General features: G+C 45.4%; 19 protein-coding genes. 5 read left to right on the top strand and 14 right to left on the bottom strand.

Annotated elements, in window-relative coordinates; genetic code table 11:
- Nucleotides 1-23: 23 nt before the first annotated feature.
- From JO154_RS10805 to JO154_RS10780, 6 genes are all read right to left on the bottom strand, one after another.
- Nucleotides 24-716, bottom strand: a complete 693-nt coding sequence (locus tag JO154_RS10805) for a GNAT family N-acetyltransferase (protein ID WP_291945049.1) — start codon at nt 714-716, stop codon at nt 24-26.
- Nucleotides 717-773: 57 nt separating this feature from the next.
- Nucleotides 774-1,142, bottom strand: a complete 369-nt coding sequence (locus JO154_RS10800; RefSeq protein ID WP_291945046.1) for a hypothetical protein — start codon at nt 1,140-1,142, stop codon at nt 774-776.
- Entirely contained in the window at nt 1,111-1,812 is a 702-nt protein-coding gene (locus tag JO154_RS10795) for a sensor histidine kinase (protein ID WP_291945043.1), read from the bottom strand. The genes JO154_RS10800 and JO154_RS10795 overlap by 32 nt, the downstream gene beginning before the upstream one ends.
- 40 nt (nt 1,813-1,852) lie before the next feature.
- Nucleotides 1,853-2,233 (bottom strand): hypothetical protein, encoded by a 381-nt coding sequence (locus JO154_RS10790; RefSeq protein WP_291945040.1) that lies wholly within the window; start codon nt 2,231-2,233, stop codon nt 1,853-1,855.
- Nucleotides 2,234-2,265: 32 nt separating this feature from the next.
- The gene (locus JO154_RS10785; protein WP_291945037.1) at nt 2,266-2,847 is read right to left on the bottom strand and encodes a dihydrofolate reductase family protein; all 582 of its coding nucleotides are present in this window, start codon (nt 2,845-2,847) and stop codon (nt 2,266-2,268) included.
- Between the two features lie 157 nt (nt 2,848-3,004).
- The gene (locus JO154_RS10780) at nt 3,005-3,556 is read right to left on the bottom strand and encodes a dihydrofolate reductase family protein (RefSeq protein ID WP_291945034.1); all 552 of its coding nucleotides are present in this window, start codon (nt 3,554-3,556) and stop codon (nt 3,005-3,007) included.
- A gap of 244 nt (nt 3,557-3,800) precedes the next feature.
- On the opposite strand from JO154_RS10780, the gene JO154_RS10775 reads away from it, so the two are divergent.
- The 5 genes from JO154_RS10775 to JO154_RS10755 all read left to right on the top strand — a co-directional run bounded on the left by JO154_RS10775 (nt 3,801) and on the right by JO154_RS10755 (nt 10,545).
- Nucleotides 3,801-6,008 carry a hypothetical protein gene (locus JO154_RS10775; protein ID WP_291945031.1) on the top strand — a complete coding sequence of 736 codons (2,208 nt, stop codon included), beginning with the start codon at nt 3,801-3,803 and terminating at the stop codon, nt 6,006-6,008.
- Between the two features lie 162 nt (nt 6,009-6,170).
- Complete coding sequence (locus JO154_RS10770; protein ID WP_291945029.1) at nt 6,171-6,938, top strand: hypothetical protein; 768 nt, start codon at nt 6,171-6,173, stop codon at nt 6,936-6,938.
- A 184-nt stretch (nt 6,939-7,122) separates the two neighbouring features.
- Nucleotides 7,123-8,775, top strand: a complete 1,653-nt coding sequence (locus JO154_RS10765; protein ID WP_291945027.1) for an ATP-binding protein — start codon at nt 7,123-7,125, stop codon at nt 8,773-8,775.
- A gap of 103 nt (nt 8,776-8,878) precedes the next feature.
- The gene (locus JO154_RS10760; protein ID WP_291945025.1) at nt 8,879-9,292 is read left to right on the top strand and encodes a VOC family protein; all 414 of its coding nucleotides are present in this window, start codon (nt 8,879-8,881) and stop codon (nt 9,290-9,292) included.
- Between the two features lie 107 nt (nt 9,293-9,399).
- Nucleotides 9,400-10,545 carry a lactonase family protein gene (locus tag JO154_RS10755; protein WP_291945020.1) on the top strand — a complete coding sequence of 382 codons (1,146 nt, stop codon included), beginning with the start codon at nt 9,400-9,402 and terminating at the stop codon, nt 10,543-10,545.
- Nucleotides 10,546-10,551: 6 nt separating this feature from the next.
- Here the strand turns inward: JO154_RS10755 and JO154_RS10750 are convergent, their stop codons facing one another.
- The 8 genes from JO154_RS10750 to JO154_RS10715 form a co-directional block, all read right to left on the bottom strand.
- Entirely contained in the window at nt 10,552-11,700 is a 1,149-nt protein-coding gene (locus JO154_RS10750) for a putative sensor domain DACNV-containing protein (protein ID WP_291945017.1), read from the bottom strand.
- Between the two features lie 11 nt (nt 11,701-11,711).
- Nucleotides 11,712-12,455, bottom strand: a complete 744-nt coding sequence (rluF, locus tag JO154_RS10745; protein WP_291945015.1) for a 23S rRNA pseudouridine(2604) synthase RluF — start codon at nt 12,453-12,455, stop codon at nt 11,712-11,714.
- Nucleotides 12,456-12,517: 62 nt separating this feature from the next.
- On the bottom strand, nt 12,518-13,552 hold the full coding sequence (locus JO154_RS10740; RefSeq protein ID WP_291945012.1) for an MlaD family protein: 1,035 nt from the start codon (nt 13,550-13,552) through the stop codon (nt 12,518-12,520).
- 3 nt (nt 13,553-13,555) lie between these two features.
- Nucleotides 13,556-14,329 carry an ATP-binding cassette domain-containing protein gene (locus JO154_RS10735; protein WP_291945009.1) on the bottom strand — a complete coding sequence of 258 codons (774 nt, stop codon included), beginning with the start codon at nt 14,327-14,329 and terminating at the stop codon, nt 13,556-13,558.
- 4 nt (nt 14,330-14,333) lie between these two features.
- The gene (locus tag JO154_RS10730) at nt 14,334-15,128 is read right to left on the bottom strand and encodes an ABC transporter permease (RefSeq protein WP_291945006.1); all 795 of its coding nucleotides are present in this window, start codon (nt 15,126-15,128) and stop codon (nt 14,334-14,336) included.
- A gap of 685 nt (nt 15,129-15,813) precedes the next feature.
- Entirely contained in the window at nt 15,814-16,854 is a 1,041-nt protein-coding gene (locus tag JO154_RS10725) for a SusE domain-containing protein (protein WP_291945003.1), read from the bottom strand.
- Between the two features lie 18 nt (nt 16,855-16,872).
- Nucleotides 16,873-18,456 (bottom strand): RagB/SusD family nutrient uptake outer membrane protein, encoded by a 1,584-nt coding sequence (locus JO154_RS10720; protein WP_291945000.1) that lies wholly within the window; start codon nt 18,454-18,456, stop codon nt 16,873-16,875.
- Between the two features lie 17 nt (nt 18,457-18,473).
- Complete coding sequence (locus tag JO154_RS10715; RefSeq protein WP_291944997.1) at nt 18,474-21,443, bottom strand: TonB-dependent receptor; 2,970 nt, start codon at nt 21,441-21,443, stop codon at nt 18,474-18,476.
- Nucleotides 21,444-21,503: the final 60 nt, after the last annotated feature.

The raw sequence follows: 21,503 nt of genomic DNA, 5'->3' as shown, positions 1-21,503 counted from the left end.
TGTCTAAGACGCTACCTTATTTTTTATTTCACTGCTATTTTCCAGAAAGAGATAGCTCTCCTCACTGCAAAACCTATTCTTTCGTAGATACTAATAGCTGTTTGGTTGTTATGTAACACATGCAGAAAGGGAATATCCCCTGCTTCAAAAATCTCCCTAGCTACATGCCTGGTAAGTATTCCAGCATATCCTTTCCCTCTATGATCTTTATGCGTCACCACGGCGCTGACTTCGGTCAATCCCGGCATACGCATACGTTGCCCCGCGAGGGCCACCAGTTTGCCATGCTTACGAATACCGTAATAATCACCCAGGGATGGCGTCTGCGCTAAAAAATATCCCGGCTGACCTTCATTTACAAAATTCACCATCTCTTCTCTGTCGGCCTCCGTGAGTAGGATAATTTCTTCATTATGTGGTATCTCTTCCGGCTTAGTTTCACATACCATTTGACTGCAAACCAGTTCGTTGATGACGTCCCATTTTTCTGGTAATACGGGCAACTCACCCACTATAAATAAAGCTTCCCCTGCTGGTGAAATCCAGGGTGCTATTTCCTCCAATCCTGTAAACTTTTCGGGATCATAGCCCATAAAAGGCAGTACATCCGCAGCATAACGCTGTACGTTCTCAGTTCCGTGGGCAAAGTAGCGTTGGATGGTTTGGAGAGAATGCCAGACGGGATTATCTAATGGGTTAAAATGTTCATCATGCATAGTCTTCTTCTTTTTAGTCTTAACACCAATTGTTTCTGTTCCTCGAATTTACGATTCCTACTCCAATTGTTCCTCATTATCTACCATACGTTCAAGACTTTCCCGGAAGCTGACGGCAACGGGTATTTGCAGCCGCTTTTGAAAATACACACCCAACTTCGATTTCGAAAAACCCATTATAGTACGAGTATGTATCCATTCTGCAATACGGGAGATCACTGTTCCCGCATCTATACTGATGTTGACATTGGCAGTATTCGGGGGACTTCCCGGTTTCGAAGCGGGCGCCGTAAATACCAGCGGCTTCCAACTATCCAGGAAAAACCCTGTAGTGGCAGCAACTGCCGGATCGGCCGGGGTCGTTATTTTCGTAGTATCATTTCCGTTAGTACCCTCACCGGCAGGGCTGCTTTTCTTCTTCACCACTGCTACTAACGTTGGCGAATACACGTACGGCCCCTCCTGCTGGCGTAAACTTAAAGGCATTGGAGAGCAGGTTAAAAAGAATCCGTTCAATTTTATCGTGGTCAAACTGGGTATAGAGCAAATCTGTATTCGTCTGAAATTGCAGTTGCATTTGCTTGCGCTCCGCCAGATCGGTGAAAGAATACACTACTTCCCGAACGAAATCAATTATATCTCCTGCTGTAAGGTCCAGTTTTAGTTCATGCATCTCCATACGGCGGAAATCCATGAGCTGGTTCACCAGGTTCAGTAACCTTTTCGCATTGCGCCTGATGAGATAAAGTTTATGTCGGAAGGTATGGTCTTTCTCATGTTTAATGACCTCATCCAGGGGTGCAAGGATGAGCGAAACCGGCGTTCTGAACTCATGTCTAAAATTAGTGAACAACTTGATTTTCAACATATCCAACTCATGTAATTGCTGCGCTTCTTTACGTTCCTGCACCAATGCAAACCGGCGATGTGCCCTTTGCAATACCACCCGTCTTAACAGTAATAACAGGCCCACTAACAACAGTACATACGCCAGGTAAGCCCAACCCGTGGCCCAGAATGGAGGCAGTATTCGAATACGGAGCGAAATCCCCTTCCAGCTCGCGCCACCATCATCATTGAGGGCGCGCAGATGCAAGGTGTAGCTGCCTGGATTGATATTCGTATAGGTGATACGTTTAGACCGAGCGTCTGCTTTTAGTCAGCGCCATATCCATTACGCCGGTGTGGCTGTTACCATTACCGTCTATGGCTATAATTTTCCCTTGCGGCGTACGATGAAATATGCGTCCATCCAAGTATGCAAACCAATAGTTATCCTTGCTCGTTTGAATACAACTCAATCCTGTAGCGGGAAGGCCGAGGGCAGATAAGTATTTGTCTGCCTTCAAAAAATTCTCCTGCAATGGATTGTAGAATACGTCTCCATTGCGGGTATGAATAAACAGGAAATTATCTGGTGCGAGATAAATAGCGAGTATATAATTATCACTGAGAGACACGCTGTCGCCGGGATTCGACCGGAACACTTTGCAAGAAGAGCCGTCATAGCGATTCAATATAATATTTATTGATTTATTACCATATTGCCCTATCTACCTTCTTCCGGGATTCGTAGTTTGGCAGGAATGTAGGTCAATAACACCACCCCATTATGAAAAGCTTTGGTTGACAATAATTGAAGAGGGATTTTTCGTTTCAGGCCACGAAACAGCGTATGTCCGTCTCCGATAGCCACAGGATTCACCATTAGTTCGAATTCATCTATGAGATGATGGTCTGCGAATTGGGTGAGGATACTGCCACTACCGAGCAGTGCCAGGTTCTTGCCAGGAGTGTTTTTGAGTCGGCGTATCTCTTCAATAATATCACCGCTCACAATGCGGGTATTCTTCCAATCTGCTTTTTTCAGCGTATTTGAAAAAACGATTTTCTCAGCATTATTCATACCGGCTGCCATTTCTGGATCGGCTTTTTGAGCGGCTTCTGTGGGCCACCAGTTAATCATGTGTTCATAGGTATTTCTGCCGAAAAGTAGGATATTCTCCTGTTCCATTTTGTCCAGTGCGAAATCGCGTTGTTCTTCGCCCTGGCTACTCCAGGAGGTATCGCCGCTGGCGTCTGCGAAGAAGCCATTGAGGGTGAGGAACTGAAAAGAGGTAAGTTTTCTCATAGTGGTTACAGTTTAAATAAAAAGCGGTTCTCCCGATATAAGGAAGAACCGCCGACTACTGATATTGGTTCAAAATGTAAGGATTAATTATTTTTTGAGTATTACAAATTTACTAAGAAACACAACGGTAGCGATGTGCTTTAACATTTCTTTTGTGTTAACGATAATGCATGGCCACTACCCCACTTTTAAAGGGATGAGAGGTAATGAGTTCCAGTTTCCTGTGTGGGGCATGTTTAAAGAGCGGAATACCACTTCCTACCAGTACAGGATTTACCAACAACCAAAATTCATCAATGAGGTTATACTGCATCAGCGAGTGGCCGGCGCCTGGACTTCCAAATAGCAGGATCTCTTTTCCTGGAGTCTGCTTTAATGCATTGATAGCAGGCACTAAGGCGCCGCCGATAACGGTGGCGTTAGGAATCGGCGACATCGTATTGGAGAGTACATACTTTTCGGCCGATTTATACCATGCAGCATGGTCTTTATCATGTTTAGTAGCGCCAGGTTTGTCTGCAGCGGTGGGCCAATAAGACTCCATCAATTCCCAGGTTCTACGACCGTATAATGCAGTGTTTGTTTGTGCAATACGCTGATGGACATAATCAAAAATTTCATCGTCTAAATGAATCCATTTCATCTCTCCATTGGAACTCGCCACATAGCCGTCTAGAGAGACATGCATGAATAAAACAAGGTTTCTCATAACCATAAAATTTGGAAATTTTTCAACAGATATAACGGATTCTAAAGTACGTAGAAATACCCGAAATTAAAATAGTCAGGAATCCTCTTGATAATTTGAAATCTTTAGCAGAGATTTGCACTGTGATGTAACGAGATTTACAAAAATGAGCGTGGAAATCCTGCAATTGACAATTACCCCATTCGCTTTACTATTCTAACTATTTATTTTTTCAATTCCTTTCTAACCTCAAAAACTCACACAAATGGTACAGCCACTTGTAAAAGAAAACCTGACTGTTGATCAAATCCAGGCGTTTCAACAGGTTCGTCAAACATTTCTTCTGGCTAAATTCCAACCAGAAGTTGCAAAAGCAGCAAGCATTACCTATTGGGAACAGCTTACATGTATTGGTTTCAATCCGGACCTGTCCAGACTGGAAGCCGTAGTAAGGGTAAAACAGGCAACCGGTTACAGCGGTAATCTGTGTTCAATTGGTTCCCATGAGTTTGTACGCTTCTTCGTCGATTACCATGATGGTACTGGTTTTCATGATGCCGGACTCGCTAATTTCAAAGTAGCGGATATTCCGGATGCACCATCTCCCAATCACCCGCTGAATTACATGGCTACTATCTACCTCAATGATGAGGCGCACCGTAAGATCACAGCCTGTGATACAGCAGTAATGCCAACTGTAAGAGGCGTGCTACAGTGGAACAGTATTCCATCCAGCAATCCAAACGAGGTTCCTTACTTCGGGAATGTGCTAGACGCGGATATCCAGTTAAAGCGCAAACCGGCCTTTTATCTGAACGACATCTTATCCAATGTTAACCTCGGTAATATTGCACTACCCAATATTGACCCTAAAACTAAAGTGCCCGTAGTGCCTGATCCGCTCCCTCCGGTAGCAGAATTCTATAAAACATATCAGGCAGCCGGCGTACCTGACCATCGTACATTCTATACCAGCATGATTCCACAACTGTCAGGCGTTGCGAAAATAGCGCCTACTGCTCAAACTTTCAATGTAGCGGAAATCAGTAAACTGGGCATTAACCTCGCATCACTGGGTAATATCATCTCCAAACCTGTTATCGTGGATAACAGTAAAGCAGATATTACCTTTGAAGAACTCACCTGCGTAGGTCTCAACACTGCTACAGATACTGTAGGCGCCGTGTTGAAAATTAAAAAATCTGCCGGCTTTAATGGTAACATGTGTACCGCTGGTTCTCACGAGTATGTTGCCTTCTGGGCCGATTGGAACAACGACGGCATATTCGAAGACTACCTGGGTACTGCCAGTGTAAATACGCATGATATCACAGGTATCCCTGCTAATGGATTATTCTACAATGTTGCCATGCAAGTGGATATTGCCAAACATCTGCGTACCTGCGAATCACCAAATGTGGTGAAAATCCGTGGCGTATTGTCTTGGCAAACACTTCCATCAACAACAGATCCAAATGCGCTGAACTTCTATGGTAACCGCGTAGATTCATTTGTACAGATTCGTCCGGGCATTCCTAATACTGGACAACTGGGTTTAAACCTGTTTGATGTAAATGGTGTTGCTATTTCCAATATAGATCAAACAATCTCTCCAACTCAGGGATTGGCTTATCCTGGTGGAATCTATCCAAATGCAGCCATGCCTTTCGGCGGACTGATCAAATTAAGCGGTCTGTTTACAAATAGTGGCGCTTCTGGTACTACATTCTACAAAGTGCAGTTCTCTGATAACAATGGTAGCACTTGGCACGATGTACTGGATAAACAAATCTTCCAGATGATCGAAGGTAGCGTGCAAAGCCTGGTAACAGAGGATCCTACCATCAGTGGTGGCTGGTACACTTACCTGCCTGCAGTTCCTAACAAAGCCGAAAAGCTGTCGCTCCTGGCATTGTGGGATAGCGGCAACCGTAATGGTCTGCATAAAATACGTATCCAGTATACCAAAGATCCGTTACATGCTGCAGCTAATATCACTACTTCCAACCCTGTAACTGTTATGCTGGACAATACAGGTTTCATTTATGACAACACCCCAGGTAATACCCTGGATCCAACCAAAACGCTGGATATTGATATCGTTGGCGGCGATTGTAAGTTCTACAAGAGCGGAGACGTTATCACTGGTCAGTTGACAGTAACCGATAACTATTTCAACAACTGGTACCTGGACATCCAGCCTTCCGGCCACATCATACCTGCCGGTACGCCAGTAAGCACCTTCATTACGCCATCATCACATACCTGCACAGGTTTCGCTGATCATGGAAATGTTGGCTTGAATTTCACCATCAATACCAAGTATCTGCAATCTTGTGGATACACTGTTACTTTAAGAGGTTATGACCGCTCATTGGTTGGTTATAAAATCAATTTCATAGACGGCTCCTACCTTTATAACCTCACCGATCATGGCGGCGCGAAGTCTATCGGCTTTGCAGTATTGCCATAATCCGGTCATCATTCTAAAAATCGACTCACCACGCGGGCGTTTATACGCCTGCGTGGTTTATTTTTGCAATATAATAGCCCGGCACGACATACCACCTAAAGAACAGGATGATTGTATAGAGCATGTCATCTCCCTAATTCTCCACTGTCAGAACTATATTTTATGGAACACACACCTAAACAAATGGTAATCGACCTGTTGAAATCCATCGAAACAGGCGCCACTGCACCCGTCAGCTATATCAATCCTGATAAATATATTCAACATAACCTCGATGCCGCAGACGGACTGGCTGGATTTGGCGCGCTGATGCAAGATCTTCCCAAAGGCAGTGCTAAAGTGAATACCCTACGGGTTTTCCAGGATGGAGACATCGTTTTTGCCCATACCGATTATAATTTTTTCGGACCGAAAATAGGGTTCGATATCTTCCGTTTCGAAGATAATTACATCTGCGAACACTGGGATAATTTGCAAACCACTCCTAAAATTCCTAATCCCAGCGGCCATAGCATGACCGATGGTAGTACCGATCTGCATGACCTCGGTAAAACCAGTGCCAATAAAAAACTCGTCCAGAACTTTGTGGAAGAAGTGCTGATTAATGGACACCTAGAGTATCTTCCCAAATACTTCTACGACGATAAGTATATCCAACACAATCCTGGGATTGGAGACGGGCTATCAGGGTTCAATTCCGCGCTGAAAGACTGGGCCGAACATGGCGTTACAATGAAATACACAAAGGTGCACCAGGTGCTTGGAGAAGGTAATTTCGTGTTGGTAGTGAGTGAAGGTGATATGGATTCCTGCCATTCTGCCTTTTACGACCTCTTCCGAGTAGAGGATGATTTCATTACCGAACATTGGGATACTGTCCAGTGTATACCAGCCAAAAATCAATGGAAGAACAAGAACGGGAAATTCTGACTATCAATTAGATAGAAAGGTTATCACCCTGTGGCGTGATACCTGAATAACATTTGATTAACATGCTTTCGGAATACGGAGGCTGGTATATTTCGTTTATTCTAAGAAACCTCTGGCTGTCATGACCCTACTTAAGCAAAATAACCCAACCCAACCGGCAAGCACAATGATCTGCCCTGATAGTATGAATTCCGTTCAAGTCATCAATACCCTCAGCATCATTTCAGCGGTATTGGTCACCATACAGAGTTGTTTGCTGTTTTCCCATACGCGCGATAGTTTTTTCATAGGCTTGGGAACACTTGCTGGCATTAGCTTCCTGAGTTTATTACTCTTAAATGAATTAGGGATTACCTGCGCAGCCCGCGTGTTATTTCTCGCCATCCATCAAGCGGTGGCGGTATCGCTGGCCATTGGGAAAGGCGCCGTGGTAGGCGAAGCCATACTGGCAGCATTCCTGATCATTGTAACCTTACTGGTATTTACACGCACCTGGGTGATCGTTACCTGTATCAGTTTGATTATCTCGTGTCTGGTTACCATCAAAATAAATTTCCATACTGGCTTCATCAATCCTGTGCCGGAAAGGGGTTTACAATCGATACGCTTTTTCAAAGAGTGCTGTGCAACTTCTCTGTTTATACTGATTACCGTCGGGGTTAGTTTCTTCAAACGGCATGTATTGCGCCTGATTGAAGCGTTGAAAAAATCCAATACAGAACTGCAGCAAGCCTTAAAGGAGAAGTCCATGCTGGCGCAGTTTCTGAGCCATGAAATCCGCAATCCCTTACATTCTATGGCAGGCATCACGGAGGTAATGACACGTGAAATTTCTGGGAAAGATGAATATAATCCCCTCATGGAATACATGCAGGACTTGAATGCAAGCAGTAGCTACGCCATGTCTGTTGTGAATAATGTGCTGGAATTGGAAACTGCGGAAAGGCAAACTTGCGCCCCTGAAGTGTTTGCCCCTACCGATTGGTTACAGGGGATTGTGAAATCATTTCAATACCAAGCTTCGCATAAGCAAGTGGCTTTGGTGTTTGTTTCGGGAGACGATATTCCCTCCTTCATCAGTTCCCCCAAAAACTGTTTGAACAAGATCGTCATTAACCTCATTATCAATGCCATCAAATTTACTAGGGAGAACAGTGTTGTTTCCATTACGCTTTCCCGCGAAAATGAGCGGCTATCCATCCGGGTACAGGACAGAGGCATGGGAATGTCAAAAGAAAAAAAAGAGCGGATTTTTAACCTCTATGAGACAGAAAAAAATGAATTCCTCCAAGGCTCCGGCATAGGACTATATGTAGCCAATAACCTCACCAAGGCGATTGGCGGTAGCTTGTCACTGGAAAGCGAAGAAAATAAAGGCACTACTTTTATCCTGGAGTGGCCGATGCAAGAGGCGGCGGCCCCGACGATGAAGGTCGTTTCTACCCTGACAGGCTTCGACGGACTGAAAGTATTGGCCGTAGATGATGATACTTTTAGCCAGAAATACCTGAAACGCTACTTTGATGATACCGGGATTCATATCCGACAAGCATTTAATGGAGCAGATGGTTTAAAAATCTGTCGGGATTGGCAGCCAGATCTGCTGTTGTTAGATGTATTCCTGGGAGATATGACTGGGCACGAATTCTTGGAACATGTACATGCGCTTTCGCCCGATACCCATGTCATCATTATTAGCGGCACTTCTTCTGATGGGGAAGAACAAAGGTTCCTGGATGCAGGGGCGGATCATTACCTACTGAAACCGCTACCAAAGCGGGCTTTATGTGCTGCCATTGAGAACGTCATGCGTAGTGAGAGTGCTGCTGCTATTTAAAAATTGACGGGATGTCGGAAATACCCCGGTATTTGTCGCTAACCTACAGCATTCGCCCCGTTTCGGCATTGTAAGTTTGTATCAGCAAATAAATCGCTGATATATGGGAACTCAAATTTTTGTGAATCTGCCAGTAAAAGACCTCGATAGATCCATTGCATTCTTTACTAAACTGGGCTATACTTTCAATCCTCAATTTACTGATCACAAGGCTACCTGCATGGTAGTTTCCGACCATATTTACTTTATGCTGATTGTGGAAGATTTTTTCCAGACTTTCACCCGCAAACCCATTGCAGACGCCAATCAGGTAACAGAGGCCATCCTCTGCCTGTCGGCTGAAAGCCGGGAAGCAGTAGATGAAATCACCCGGAAAGCAGTGGAAGCCGGCGGCAGTATTCCCCGCGAAGCAGAGGATCATGGCTGGATGTATACCAAAGGATTCCAAGACCTCGACGGACATCTGTGGGAATATATTTACATGGAAAAAGAAGAAGCTGTACCTACTGCCAATTAACCATGTTCACTTTGATGAACTGATCTATAAACGCCGTTTGAACGGCGTTTTTTTTATTCTGTACAACTGCTTTTGTTAGCGCGGAGATTTTTATATGTTTGTGCGCTATGCACCGATTCCACTATTTTATCCGCGTTTTTACATTGCTGTTATGCCTGGCATACTTACCAGCAACTGCACAACAGTATTACCTTTTTGTGGGCTCTTATAATAAAACCAAAGGCCAGGAAGGTATTTATGTGTACACTTTCAACCCATCTACTGGCGCCACCAAGAAAATTTCTGCTGTAACGGAGGTGGTCAATCCTTCTTATTTGAATTTATCCGCCCGCGGGCAGTTTTTGTATGCTGCTACGGAGTCACGTATTCCTGGCGGAGGTACGGTGAGTAGTTATGCATTCGACAGTCTACACGGCACCCTGCGTTTCCTGAATTGCCAGTCCAGCGGCGGAGAAAACCCCGTATATGTGATCACCGACAGCGCCAATAAATGGTTGGCGAATGCCAACTATACGGCTGGCAGTCTCTCTATACATCCTCTCCTGCCCGATGGCAGCATTGGATTACCTGAACAAACCATTCAGATAACAGCGAAAAGTGTTGGCCCTCGCCAAAACCAATCGCATGTACATTCCGTGGGGTTTAGTCCGGATGAAAAATACCTCTATGCCCCTGATTTAGGTGCAGATAAGATTTGGTGGTATCAACTTGCTTCCGGCGAAAAACCGCTACAGTCGGCCCCTGTACCATTTACAGTTACTATGCCCAATAGTGGCCCGCGACATTTTGCATTTCATCCCAATGGAAAGTTTGGCTATTGTATGGAAGAGATTAGTGGCAATGTGGTAGCCTATCGTTACAGAAATGGGAGACTAGATAGTATGCAAACTATTGCGGCACATTTCATCAAAGACGAGGAAGGCTACGATGGTGCAGACATACACCTCTCTCCAGACGGTCGTTATTTATACACCAGCACCAGAGGCAATGAAAATATAATTGTATGCTATGCCATAGATGCTCGTAGCGGCCGATTGACAAAGCGCAGTATTACACCTAGTGGCGGCAATCATCCCAGAAATTTTGTGATAGATCCTACGGGCAATTACTTATTGGTAGCCCATCAGATGAGTGATGATATTGTCATCTTCAAAAGGAATGCGAAGTCAGGGGCTTTACAGCAGACAGGAAAGCTGGAACATATTACCGCGCCTTCCTGTCTGAAAATTCGGGCATATAACGTGCAGCCCTAAACGAAATTACATCAGGAGAATATCTATACGATGGCCTTGTACTAGTTGCTGGGATGGAGACCAGGAAAAGATGGTAAAATATCCATCCTGGGAAGCCACCAGTGCCAGGCAATTGCGCTGGTCATGTACAAATTGTGCCGCCGAAATATGCCTGGTACCACCGAGTGCAGACGCATGTACCACCTGTGGGCGCAGGTCCTGTACGGGTTCCAGCATAGCCACCTGTTCCACCGCCGTAGAGTTGAAGGAACGGGCAATTTTTGCTCCGAAAGCCAATAGTTCTTGTCGGTCGTTGATGATAGTGGCTCCATCCACTGCCGTAAGGCCGCTGATATTATCAACTTCCCTGCGTAAGGCATTCTGCCAGAATATTTCGCTAACGGTACTATCATCGTGTTTTACCAGGTCCGCAACACCGGAAAAAGCCGGCGATATGGGATATTGCAGGGGATGAATGATGGAGTCCCGCCATTCATCGGAGCCCGAAGGCGTTACCAGCAGGATACCTCCCCTACGGTGCGCCCGCATAGACACGGCAATCTGGATCAATACATTCGTAGGATTATTCCAGACTGGCGAAGATTTATATCCCAGCAAAGAACTGAGGATTTCCGGTGCATCTCTTTTCATACTGCAGCCTTCATCCACAATTTTGATCTGATCTCCTTTCAGCACGGCCACATTATTGAACTTACCGACACCCATGAGTCGGCGGTGTTTCACCACCAGGAGTCCGGGTTCCGCGACGTCCAATACAAAGCAGAGATTGGGCAATTTGATAGTAGTGCCCCAGATGTAGAGGTCATTCCCTTCATACCAGATACCGATATGTATACCCGCACGTTCCACGCCTGGCGCCAGTTTGGTGAGGGCATTCGGTGTAAGCGGAATGGGAGTAGCAAATAGCAAAGGCTTTCCAGCCTGGGCTGGCGACAAAAACGCGAGGGAAATACGGGTAGCATTGCCTTCCTCTCTGCGCAAGCTAGCCCAGAAAGCGATATCGATGATACGCTCAATTATTTTAGCAGAAGGCGCAGTAGCCAGGTCATCTTCTCCGCTTTGCGCGGCGTTTGTCATATGTTCCTGAAAGTGGTTGGCTACGGGGCCAGCTACTTTCACTGCTGCCTGATATGTTGAATCAAATGTGAGGTCCATAGCACGAACTATTATTCATCCATACCAGCATTATCGTCGCCATGCTGCGTTTTGCTGCTATTGGCCACCATATTGCTGATCGTGTTGATTTCATCTTTGGTAAAGTAACGCCATTTGCCTGGGGCCAGGTCTTTCAGACTGATATTCATGATACGGGTTCTTTTGAGGGAGGTAACATGATATCCCAGTTCTTCGCACATGCGGCGAATCTGGCGATTGAGGCCTTGGGTCAGGATAATCCTGAATCGGTTGGTTCCTTCCTGTTTCACAAAGGCTGGCAGCGTAGTAGTACCGAGGATGCGGACACCGCTACGCATAGCTTTGACAAATTCCAGGGTAATAGGTTTATCTACGGTAACGATATATTCTTTCTCATGCTGATTACCGGCACGAAGAATTTTATTAACGATATCACCGTCGTTGGTGAGGAAGATAAGGCCTTCTGAGAGTTTATCCAGTCTACCGATGGGAAAAACGCGGGAGGAATAATTGAGATAGTCGACGATATTGGTTTTATCTTTTCTATCTGTGGTGCAGGTGATTCCTTTGGGTTTGTTCAGGGCGATGTAGACGGTAGCCTTCTTCTTTTTGAGCGGCTCCCCGTCTACTTCTACCACATCGCCTTCCTGGACGCGATCGCCTTTGGAAGCGATATTATCATTGATGGTGACCCGTGCTTGGTCGATGAGTTTATCGGCCTCTCTGCGGCTGCAAAAGCCCGAGTCACTGATGTATTTATTGATACTGATATTCATACTTGCTCTTAAATCAGACAGCAAAAATACTTAAATAACTGCTGCCGACCATCATCAGCGGCTTATTGCGGATTTGCAGTAGCTTTAGTAGAATCTTTTGCTTTTTGAGCAGCTTCTTTCTTAGCAGCTTTATCCTGTCTGCGGAAATAGCCTCTCAGTAAGAAGTTATGTTTCAGCGCCTCCATGTTCTCATCCAGTTTAGAGGTAGAGCTCTGCAAGTTGAGCAGTGTGGATTTCAGCGCTTCTGCACTTTGTTTATCGTTCAGCAATACGCCAGCAGGAGAATTATTGCTGCCCAACTGATGGCCCAGGCCCGAAGTGGTAGCTTTCAGGTCTTCTACCATTTTATTGGCGTTTACTGATACGTCATTGAGTTGCTTCATAGTGCTGCGCAGTTGTGAGAATACCATGGTATCAGAAACCAGGTTATTCGACAATGAGCCAGGAGTCTGCAATTTGGCTGCATAGGAAGCCAGGCCTTCTGTCAGGCGTTGGGTATTGCCAGCAGATTTCTGTAAAGAAGCGAGGGTACCTTGCAGGTCGTTGTATAAAGTTTCGTCGGAGAGGAGTTTACCCACTGTACCTTGACCGTCTGCAATGCGTTTGGTAATTACTTTCAGGTTGCCAGTGATTTCCACCAGGCTTTTATTGTTTACCTGGAGGGTATTCATGATATCGTCTGTACTAACGGTATTGGCTACTTGCAATTGATCGCCATCTTCGATGCCAGGCATTTTATCGGAGCCGCCGGAGAGGGCAACAATTTTATTACCTACAAATCCATCGGAGCTTACTCTTACTTCTACATCTTTATGGATATATTTGGCAGCACTTTTTTCCACGTTGAATTGAACGAGGATTTCATCATGCTTGAGGAATTCGATTTTTTTCACTGTACCCACCTTTACGCCGGAATACCAAACATTGTTCCCTTCTGAGAGGCCGTTCACATCTTTAAATACCGCCTTCACTCGTACAGCCGACACAAAAGTTTTCTTTTGTCCGCCGAGAGTGAGGATGGCTGCAATAAAAATGACCACACCAATGAGGATGAATATACCTACGATGACAGCCCTTCTGTTACTTGTATCTTTCATAAATTACTGAATAAAATTATAGTCATAAAACTCCCGGATCAATTCATCATCGGACTGGAATACTTCATTGAAAGGTCCGCGTTTGATGAATCTACCTTCTTTCATTACCACGATGGTATCACCGACAGCTTTAGCGCAGGCAAGATCGTGGGTAATGATGATGGAAGTGGTATTAAATCTGTGTTGTACTTCGTTGATCAGGTTATTGATTTCAGTACAGGTGATAGGGTCCAATCCCGCTGTAGGTTCATCATACAGCATGATATCGGGTCTGAGGATCAGTGTACGGGCAATACCGATACGTTTACGCTGACCTCCGGAGAGTTCTGATGGCATCTGGTTCACCGTTTTCGAAAGTCCTACTGCGTCCAGTACGGTTTCCACCATTCGTTTTACTTCTGCACGGGTGATGCCCGGCGTATTACGTTTGAGGGGAAACTCCAGGTTTTCGCCTACCGTCATACTATCGTATAATGCACCGTTCTGAAAGCAGAACCCTACTTTCAGGCGCAGTTCCCTCAGTTCAAGATTGGAAAGGGTAGCTACTTCTTGCCCCAGTACATTGACCCCACCGGAGTCCGGCGATAAGAGCCCTACCATTATTTTGATCAATACGGATTTCCCGGTACCAGAACGGCCCAGGACAACGATATTTTCTCCTTTATGTACATCCAGACTAATACCCCGTAGTACATGATTGCTGCCAAAGGATTTAAAGAGATCATGCACTTTGATCACTTTATCCTGCCAGTCGATATTTGGTTTAAAATTCTTCATGCTACTATCTGAAAGAGTTTGCCACCTGTACAATAACTACTTCCTCCAGGAAGATTAGGAACATAGATGCTACAACCGATACGTTTGCAGCCTTACCCACGCCCTGTGTGCCCTGGGAAGCTCTCCAACCCTGGTAACAGCCTACAATACCAATTGTAAAGCCATATATAATACCCTTCATGGTAGTGGTACCGAAATCCAGAAAAGTAATATTCTTAAATGCATTCTGGAAGAAGGTAGTGAAGCTAGTATGCTCATTCATGTAAATATCCAGGAAGGAGCCCAGCATGGCTACCAATCCTGTATAACATACCAGGATAGGGATACAAACGGTGGTGGCCATCACCCGGGTTACCACTAGGTATTTAAAGGGATTGATGGCAGATACTTCCATGGCATCTATCTGTTCAGTAACCTTCATAGACGCTAGCTCGGCACCAATACTGGAGCCCACTTTACCCGCGCAGATCAGCGAAGTAACAAGGGGTGCCAAGGCACGTACCACTGCTATAGCAATCAGGGAAGGAAGCCAAGAAGTAGCCCCGAATTCAGATAGGGAGGGGCGAGATTGTTTTGTAAATACCAGACCAGTAATAAAGCCGGTCATTGTAATCAGGGCCAGGGATTTGTATCCCACCATGTAACACTGCCTGATAAATTCTTTTACCTCCAAGGGAGGGCGTAGCGCTTCCTTAAAAAAGCGCTTGATAAACTGGAAAATGCTGTATAAGTCTAGGAAGAAATTATCAAGCCCCCTGGACACGACTGGTTTCTCCGGTTGTCCGCTGCTGGAATCCATTTGCCGAAATTTTTTAATATCAATTATGCCTATACGTCGTCCGTTTCATGACACAACCATCCCGCTAAATTACAATTTTGGTTCTCAGATTGTTACATGTGGAAAAAGAAAATGAAAAGTTTCGGGTTTTCCAGGGCCGGAAATGAGGCTATAAAAACGAGGCTATTTCCTTCATAGCCAATACAGTAGGGCTATTTCAGAGGCATTTCGGCGGGAGGGGCCGGGTCTCTTGAAATATTTACGATTTTGTGAAAATAACGAAAAAATGATATCGTGACATGTTAACTTGCCTGCGGCTTGTTGATTTTGATAAAAAACGAGGAGTGACGGCTGCGCCGTCACTCCTCGTTTTTTATTTTTTTCGTTGCCCCGGCCCGATGGGCCGGGGCAACAGACAGGAATGAATTCCTCATTTGATATTACTGTCATCCCGGTTTAGGAGGCAACAGGCAGGAGTGAATTCCTCGTTTGATATTTCTGTCATCCTGGTTTAGGAGGCAACAGGCAGGAGTGAATTCCTCGTTTGATATTTCTGTCATCCTGGTTTAGGAGGCGACAGGAAGGAGTGAATTCCTCGTTTGATATTTCTGTCATCCTGGTTTAGGAGGCGACAGGAAGGAAGGATTTCCTCGTTTTGATTTTGCCGTCATCCCGGTTTAAGGGGCGACAGCCTGGAAGGATTTCCTTATTTTTTCTTCAATGCGTAAGAATAGTTACCTGCATTGCTGAGATTTAATGTTACATCGTAAGTGCCTGGATCAGTGATCACGATATTGGCGCCATCCCGGTTTAAGAAGGGATCAGAGGGCTTATTATCACCATAATTAATGTCATAAGCATGATTGGCACGGAACTTAAATGCGCCAGCGCTCATATTTACCGTAGCCGTCCAGACATTTTTGGTGGCGTCAAACGTAAGCTCGGCATCATTGCTCCATCCTCCTACTGCATCGCCGATCATAGACCAGGTAGTGCGGGTAGCGGACCATTTATTGGTACTCAGATCCAGGTTCAGGAAGTAATAACCGGCGCCTGTTACTTGGAGATTATCTCCTGTGGTAGACAGGATACCCGCATTGTTGACGCTAGTACCGCCGTAGTTGGTACCACTCCAACTGGCTTCGGAGGTAAATTTGAAATTGGTGGTAGCACCGGTGAAAGATGCATACCCTTCATAAACCTTATCCGATTTAAGAGAGGCCAATTTGGCAGATGTAGCGGGATTCCAGCCTTGGTAATCGCCTGGCGTCCACATGGAAGGATAATCCACCAGGTCCAGGTAAGAGGAAACTACCAGCACCTTTACATTGGAGTAGGCTGCTGGATAATTATCGCTGATAGTTGCTTTCACACGCACTTCCATTCCACCCAGTACGCCATTGTCCATTTCCAGACCGTTGGCAATGGTATTCAGATCGGCTACAGAGAAGGATTTTGTCATACCGTCTGCCGAAACATTCTTCACTACAGCGAAGTTGGTTCCTTTCTTTGCAAACTGGAGACTGTATTTCACCACTCCACGGAAACCGAAATCTGATTCGTTCCATTGAAATTTAACCAATGTATCATTGGCATGGTCTTTCTGTAAAATGGCGGTATCCACGTTGCTGGCCAATAATGGAGAAGTACCCGTACCGGCAATCGTTCTTACCTCGTCTTTTTTGCAGGACCAGAGTGCCGCAGCAAACAGACCGGCAATAATATATTTAGAAAAAGCTGTTTTCATTTCTGGGAATTTGTGTGATTAATAACCGGTATTCTGTTTGAGCGATGGATTCGCAGTCAGGTCCGTGGCTGGAATTGGATAGATAGTTCGGAAAGACTCCACTCCTCTACCCTCTTTTACCCCACCTTTCCAAGGCCATACATAAGCACCTCCAGTGAATTTCTCGAAACGGATCAGGTCTGAACGACGGAAGGCCTCCCAATACAATTCACGACCTCTCTCCGCCAGGATATAATCCAGATTATAACCTGTAATATCAGCAGATTTATTTCCGTAGGCGCGTTCCAGTAAGGCGTTCAGATAGCCTATTGCTGTATTCTCATCGCCCCCGCTACCACCGCGTTTCACAGCTTCTGCATAAATCAGGTATTGTTCTGCCAGTCGGAATAACGGGAAGTCAACGGAGCTGAAAGCGCCACCAGGAGCCGGCGGCGTTACACCGGCAGCAGTTACGTTTCTGTATTTAGTTACACGAAGACCGTCTGTAAACTGCGCTGGGTCATCGATATCCTCTTTGGTACCGTAGAACATGGCGCGTTTATCGGTGGCACCACTGTGGTCTGCAAAGAGTTCTGGCAGGGCCTTGGTACTTCTGTTACCACCCCAACCACCGCCTGGCATACCGAATGAAGCCGGGTTCATATCGCCATTAATAGCCGCGTTGATAATAAAGCTGGTACCGCCATAATTCTGGGTTTTAACACCATCATAAACAATTGGCAGAATGATTTCCGGATTATTAACGTCATTATCCGCCAGGAACAAGCCTTTGTAGTCTGATTTCAAGGCATATCCTGCATTGATCACCTTAGACGAATAAGTGATTGCTTCGGTATATTTTCCATTGCCTTTACCCAAGTATACTTCTGCGTTGAGGTAGAGTCGCGCGAGGAGGGCCCAAACTGCCGCCTGGTCTACACGAGCATATTCATTATTTCTCGCTTTCACCACCAGTGGCTCAATGGCCAGCAATTCACTTTCTACATATTTGAACAATGCAGTGCGAGTGGTTTGTGGTGGAATGTATTTTCCGATCGGGTCATTTTCTGTTACAAATGGTGGATTCGCAAATAAATCCATCAGCACCCAGTACTCAAAAGCACGCAGGAAGCGGGCTTCCGCACGGAAAGTGCGGATATTATCTGCATCTTTCCCGGAAAATCCACGAGAGGAAATTTTATCATCGGTGGATTCACGGAGGAATTCATTGGCGATGGTAACATGGAAAAGACTACGGTTGTATAATGCCGCCAGCAATACGTTATTGCTGGTCCAGTTCATGTTGTGAAAATCAGGAATACCGGGGTCGTTCCATACGCAGGCTGCTTCTTCTGTTGGCAGCTCCTGGGCATTCCAGAAAAGACGGAGGAAATCCGCCTGACCTGGGTCAATACCAGCCAGGTCAGAAGACCCAGTACCATTGTTTCCAGGCAAGGCAAAACTACCATATACTTTTGCCAGTACTTGTTTGTAACCATCCAGCGTTTTGTAGGCCACTTCAGAAGTGGTCGCATTCGTAGGCATTCTGTCCAGGTCCTTTGTACAGGAGCTTAATCCAGCAACAGCCACGAAGACACATATTTTGAGAAAGTTCTTTTTCATCTTGCTAAATTTTTATATTAAAACTCCAGGTTCGCTCCCAGTACAAATGTTCTGGATCTTGGATATAAGTTATAGTCAATACCGCCGTTTACTTCTGGATCCAGTCCTTTGTATTTAGTAATGACAAATACGTTCTGCACATTCGCGCTCAGACGCAGATGACCTGTATGTTTGAACAGTACACCCATATCATAACCCAGGCCCAGGTTGTCCATACGCAGGAAAGAAGCATTCTGCACGTAGTAATCGGACTGGTATTGGTTGTTGTAGAAATTGGTATTGTAGATATCCGTAGTACTGTTATTGAGGAGACCAAGTGGGTTCAGGATACTTCTTCTCACCCCGAAGTTGGACGCCACGTTGTTGTACATGTAGTTACCCAGACTAGCACGGAGCGAAGTGCTCAGTGTCCAGCGATCATAGGATACCTGTGTGCTGAAGCCCAAGAATACTTTAGGCGCTGGAGATTTATAGCGATACATGTCTTTCTGGTTGATGGTCTTATCACCGTTCAGATCTTCGTATACCCCTTCCAGTGGTTTACCGTTTTTGTCATATACCTGTTTGTAAACATAGAAAGCAAAGGTATTGTAGCCTACAGAGTGAATCTGGATCGACTGACCCGTACCTCCAGTGATACCGCCTGTCAGGTTTCCAACGAAGCTGGAATCCGTTACAGCAGTGAGGTTGGTGATCTTGTTATTATTATAGGTCAGGTTAAAATTCACATCCCAGGTCAGTTTACCTTTCTGGATAGGCGTAGCACCGATGTTCAGCTCCACACCTTTATTCTCGATGTTACCAACGTTGGTGAGGATTTGGTTGCTGAAGTTGGAACCGATAGGAATAGGTACGGTATTCAGCAGGTTTTTAGTTTTCTTGTAATACACGTCCACGCTACCTCTCAGGCGATCCTGAAGTACGGCGAAATCAAGGCCGCCATTCCAGGTGGCTGTTTGCTCCCATTTGATGTTTTTATCATAAGCAGCAGGCGCCTGCATATTATACCAGTTGTTGCCAAATTGGTACATACTAGCGTTGGAGCTGGTAGAATAGATAGCCATGTAAGAATAGTTCGCGATACCATCTTGGTTACCGGTAACACCATAGCTCAGACGCAGTTTCAGGTCGTTCAGTGTTTTGGAATCTTTCAGGAAGTCTTCCCGATTGATTCTCCAGGTAACTGCCGCAGATGGGAAAACGCCCCAGCGATTTTCCTTCGCAAAACGGGAAGAACCATCTGTACGCAGGGAACCTTGTACAATATATTTATCGTCGAAGGTATAGATCAGACGGCCATAGTAAGAGATGAGCGTATTTCTAGGAATGTCGAAAGGAAATTTCGGAGCGCTTCCTACGATAGTATCCCCTTTAGCATTAAAGCTAGCATAGTTGTAGTTGGTAGTGGCATTATCATAGTAGCCATAACCTGCCAATGCGTTGATGTTAGATTTGATACCAGGGAAAGTTTTGTTATAGTTAAGGTAGAACTCACCCACTTTGTTATTGATCTTCTGGAGGAAGTGGTTGTTCTGACCGCCTGTAGTATAAGCCTGTCCTGCGTTTGCTGGAACAAAAGTAGTGCCGCTACCACGGGATACATCATAACCCAGGTTCAGATTGGCGCGCAGTTCTGGCAAGAAATGGAATTTATAATCCAGTTCGATATTACCATAGCTACGTTTCACTTCCGAGTTGTTGTCCTGCATGCGAATGAGGGAAACCGGGTTTCTCGGCGCATTCGGATTGAGGGTAACATTACCAGTGGCATCTTTCGTATACCATTCAAAATATCCGCCGAAAGGACTGCTGGAATCATGTACCGGTTGGGTAGGATCGAATTGTACTGCGTTGATGATCGCCTGTTGGTTCGCGTAATGTGCGTTGGTGATGGCTCCTTTCGCACTGATATTCACTTTCAGGTGTTTATCAAAGAACTGCGGGTTCAGGTTTACACTCACGAAAGAGCGTTTCAGGTTATCGGTGATCAATACGCCAGACTGGTTCATGAAGTTGGCAGACACGCGGTATGGTATATTTTTTACCGCACCACTGATGCTAAGGTTATTATCACTGGTGATACCAGTACGATAGATTTCTTTCTGCCAATCGGTGCTAGCGTTGCCCATCAAGGCTTTTTGTGCCGGTGTACCGAGAGAGTCTACATATTTGCGGAACTCATCTGCAGAGAGCACATCAATTTTCTTACTGATTTTACCTACGGCGAAACTAGTATTGAAATTGATTTTCGCTCTGCCGGAAGTACCTTTCTTAGTTGTAATCAGGATAACGCCGTTTGATGCTCTGGAGCCATAGATTGCGGTTGCAGCCGCATCTTTCATGATGGTCAGACTTTCAATATCATTAGGGTTCATTAGTACCATTGGATTTGGAGCGCCATTGATACCGCCTCCGCTGAAAGGAACGCCATCTACTACGTAGAGAGGATCATTGCTGGCATTCAGTGAAGAACCGCCACGGATGCGAATAGTACTACCTGCGCCTGGTTGTCCGCTGTTGGATGTTATGGAGACGCCAGCTACTTTACCCAAGATCAGTTGTTCAGGAGTTTGTATACTTCCTTTCTGAAAATCTTTGGTAGTAATCGTGGAGATACTTCCCGTCACATCTTTCTTTTTCTGCGTACCGTAGCCGATTACCACCGCTTCTTGCAGGTCGTGTTTATCATCAGAGAGTTTTACGTCGATGGTGGTCTGCCCTCCTACTGTCATTTCTAAAGGCTTTTTACCTAAGAAGGAAAAAACGAGGATGGTGGTCGGGGTGGTCCCTCCAATAGTATATTGGCCCTGACCGTTCGTTTGTGTTCCGCGATTGGTACCCTTGATTTGGATACTCACGCCCGGCAGGGATTCACCGGTGGCGGCATCGGTTACTTTTCCGCTGACCTGCGCCTGCGCCTGTGCGGTGAATGCGCACAGTAGCAGCAACAATACAGGCACGAAAAGCCGATTGTAGAACTTTTTCATAACGTTGTGAGAATTTGGGTGATAAAAAGAATCAATCATAACAAGTGAATCAATAAAACA

It is taken from the genome of Chitinophaga sp. (assembly GCF_019236475.1).
In the GTDB taxonomy this organism is placed as follows: domain Bacteria; phylum Bacteroidota; class Bacteroidia; order Chitinophagales; family Chitinophagaceae; genus Chitinophaga.
The sequence above is the reverse complement of the archived record's forward strand: the minus strand, read 5'-3'. Positions and strand labels throughout refer to the sequence as shown.

Excerpts from the sequence above, each read along its gene's own strand:
- JO154_RS10805 (WP_291945049.1), bottom strand. The coding sequence starts at position 716 with ATGCATGATGAACATTTTAACCCATTAGATAATCCCGTCTGGCATTCT.
- JO154_RS10785 (WP_291945037.1), bottom strand. The coding sequence starts at position 2,847 with ATGAGAAAACTTACCTCTTTTCAGTTCCTCACCCTCAATGGCTTCTTC.
- JO154_RS10780 (WP_291945034.1), bottom strand. The coding sequence starts at position 3,556 with ATGAGAAACCTTGTTTTATTCATGCATGTCTCTCTAGACGGCTATGTG.
- JO154_RS10775 (WP_291945031.1), top strand. The coding sequence starts at position 3,801 with ATGGTACAGCCACTTGTAAAAGAAAACCTGACTGTTGATCAAATCCAG.
- JO154_RS10770 (WP_291945029.1), top strand. The coding sequence starts at position 6,171 with ATGGAACACACACCTAAACAAATGGTAATCGACCTGTTGAAATCCATC.
- JO154_RS10765 (WP_291945027.1), top strand. The coding sequence starts at position 7,123 with ATGAATTCCGTTCAAGTCATCAATACCCTCAGCATCATTTCAGCGGTA.
- JO154_RS10760 (WP_291945025.1), top strand. The coding sequence starts at position 8,879 with ATGGGAACTCAAATTTTTGTGAATCTGCCAGTAAAAGACCTCGATAGA.
- JO154_RS10755 (WP_291945020.1), top strand. The coding sequence starts at position 9,400 with ATGCACCGATTCCACTATTTTATCCGCGTTTTTACATTGCTGTTATGC.
- JO154_RS10750 (WP_291945017.1), bottom strand. The coding sequence starts at position 11,700 with ATGGACCTCACATTTGATTCAACATATCAGGCAGCAGTGAAAGTAGCT.
- rluF (WP_291945015.1), bottom strand. The coding sequence starts at position 12,455 with ATGAATATCAGTATCAATAAATACATCAGTGACTCGGGCTTTTGCAGC.
- JO154_RS10740 (WP_291945012.1), bottom strand. The coding sequence starts at position 13,552 with ATGAAAGATACAAGTAACAGAAGGGCTGTCATCGTAGGTATATTCATC.
- JO154_RS10735 (WP_291945009.1), bottom strand. The coding sequence starts at position 14,329 with ATGAAGAATTTTAAACCAAATATCGACTGGCAGGATAAAGTGATCAAA.
- JO154_RS10730 (WP_291945006.1), bottom strand. The coding sequence starts at position 15,128 with ATGGATTCCAGCAGCGGACAACCGGAGAAACCAGTCGTGTCCAGGGGG.
- JO154_RS10725 (WP_291945003.1), bottom strand. The coding sequence starts at position 16,854 with ATGAAAACAGCTTTTTCTAAATATATTATTGCCGGTCTGTTTGCTGCG.
- JO154_RS10720 (WP_291945000.1), bottom strand. The coding sequence starts at position 18,456 with ATGAAAAAGAACTTTCTCAAAATATGTGTCTTCGTGGCTGTTGCTGGA.
- JO154_RS10715 (WP_291944997.1), bottom strand. The coding sequence starts at position 21,443 with ATGAAAAAGTTCTACAATCGGCTTTTCGTGCCTGTATTGTTGCTGCTA.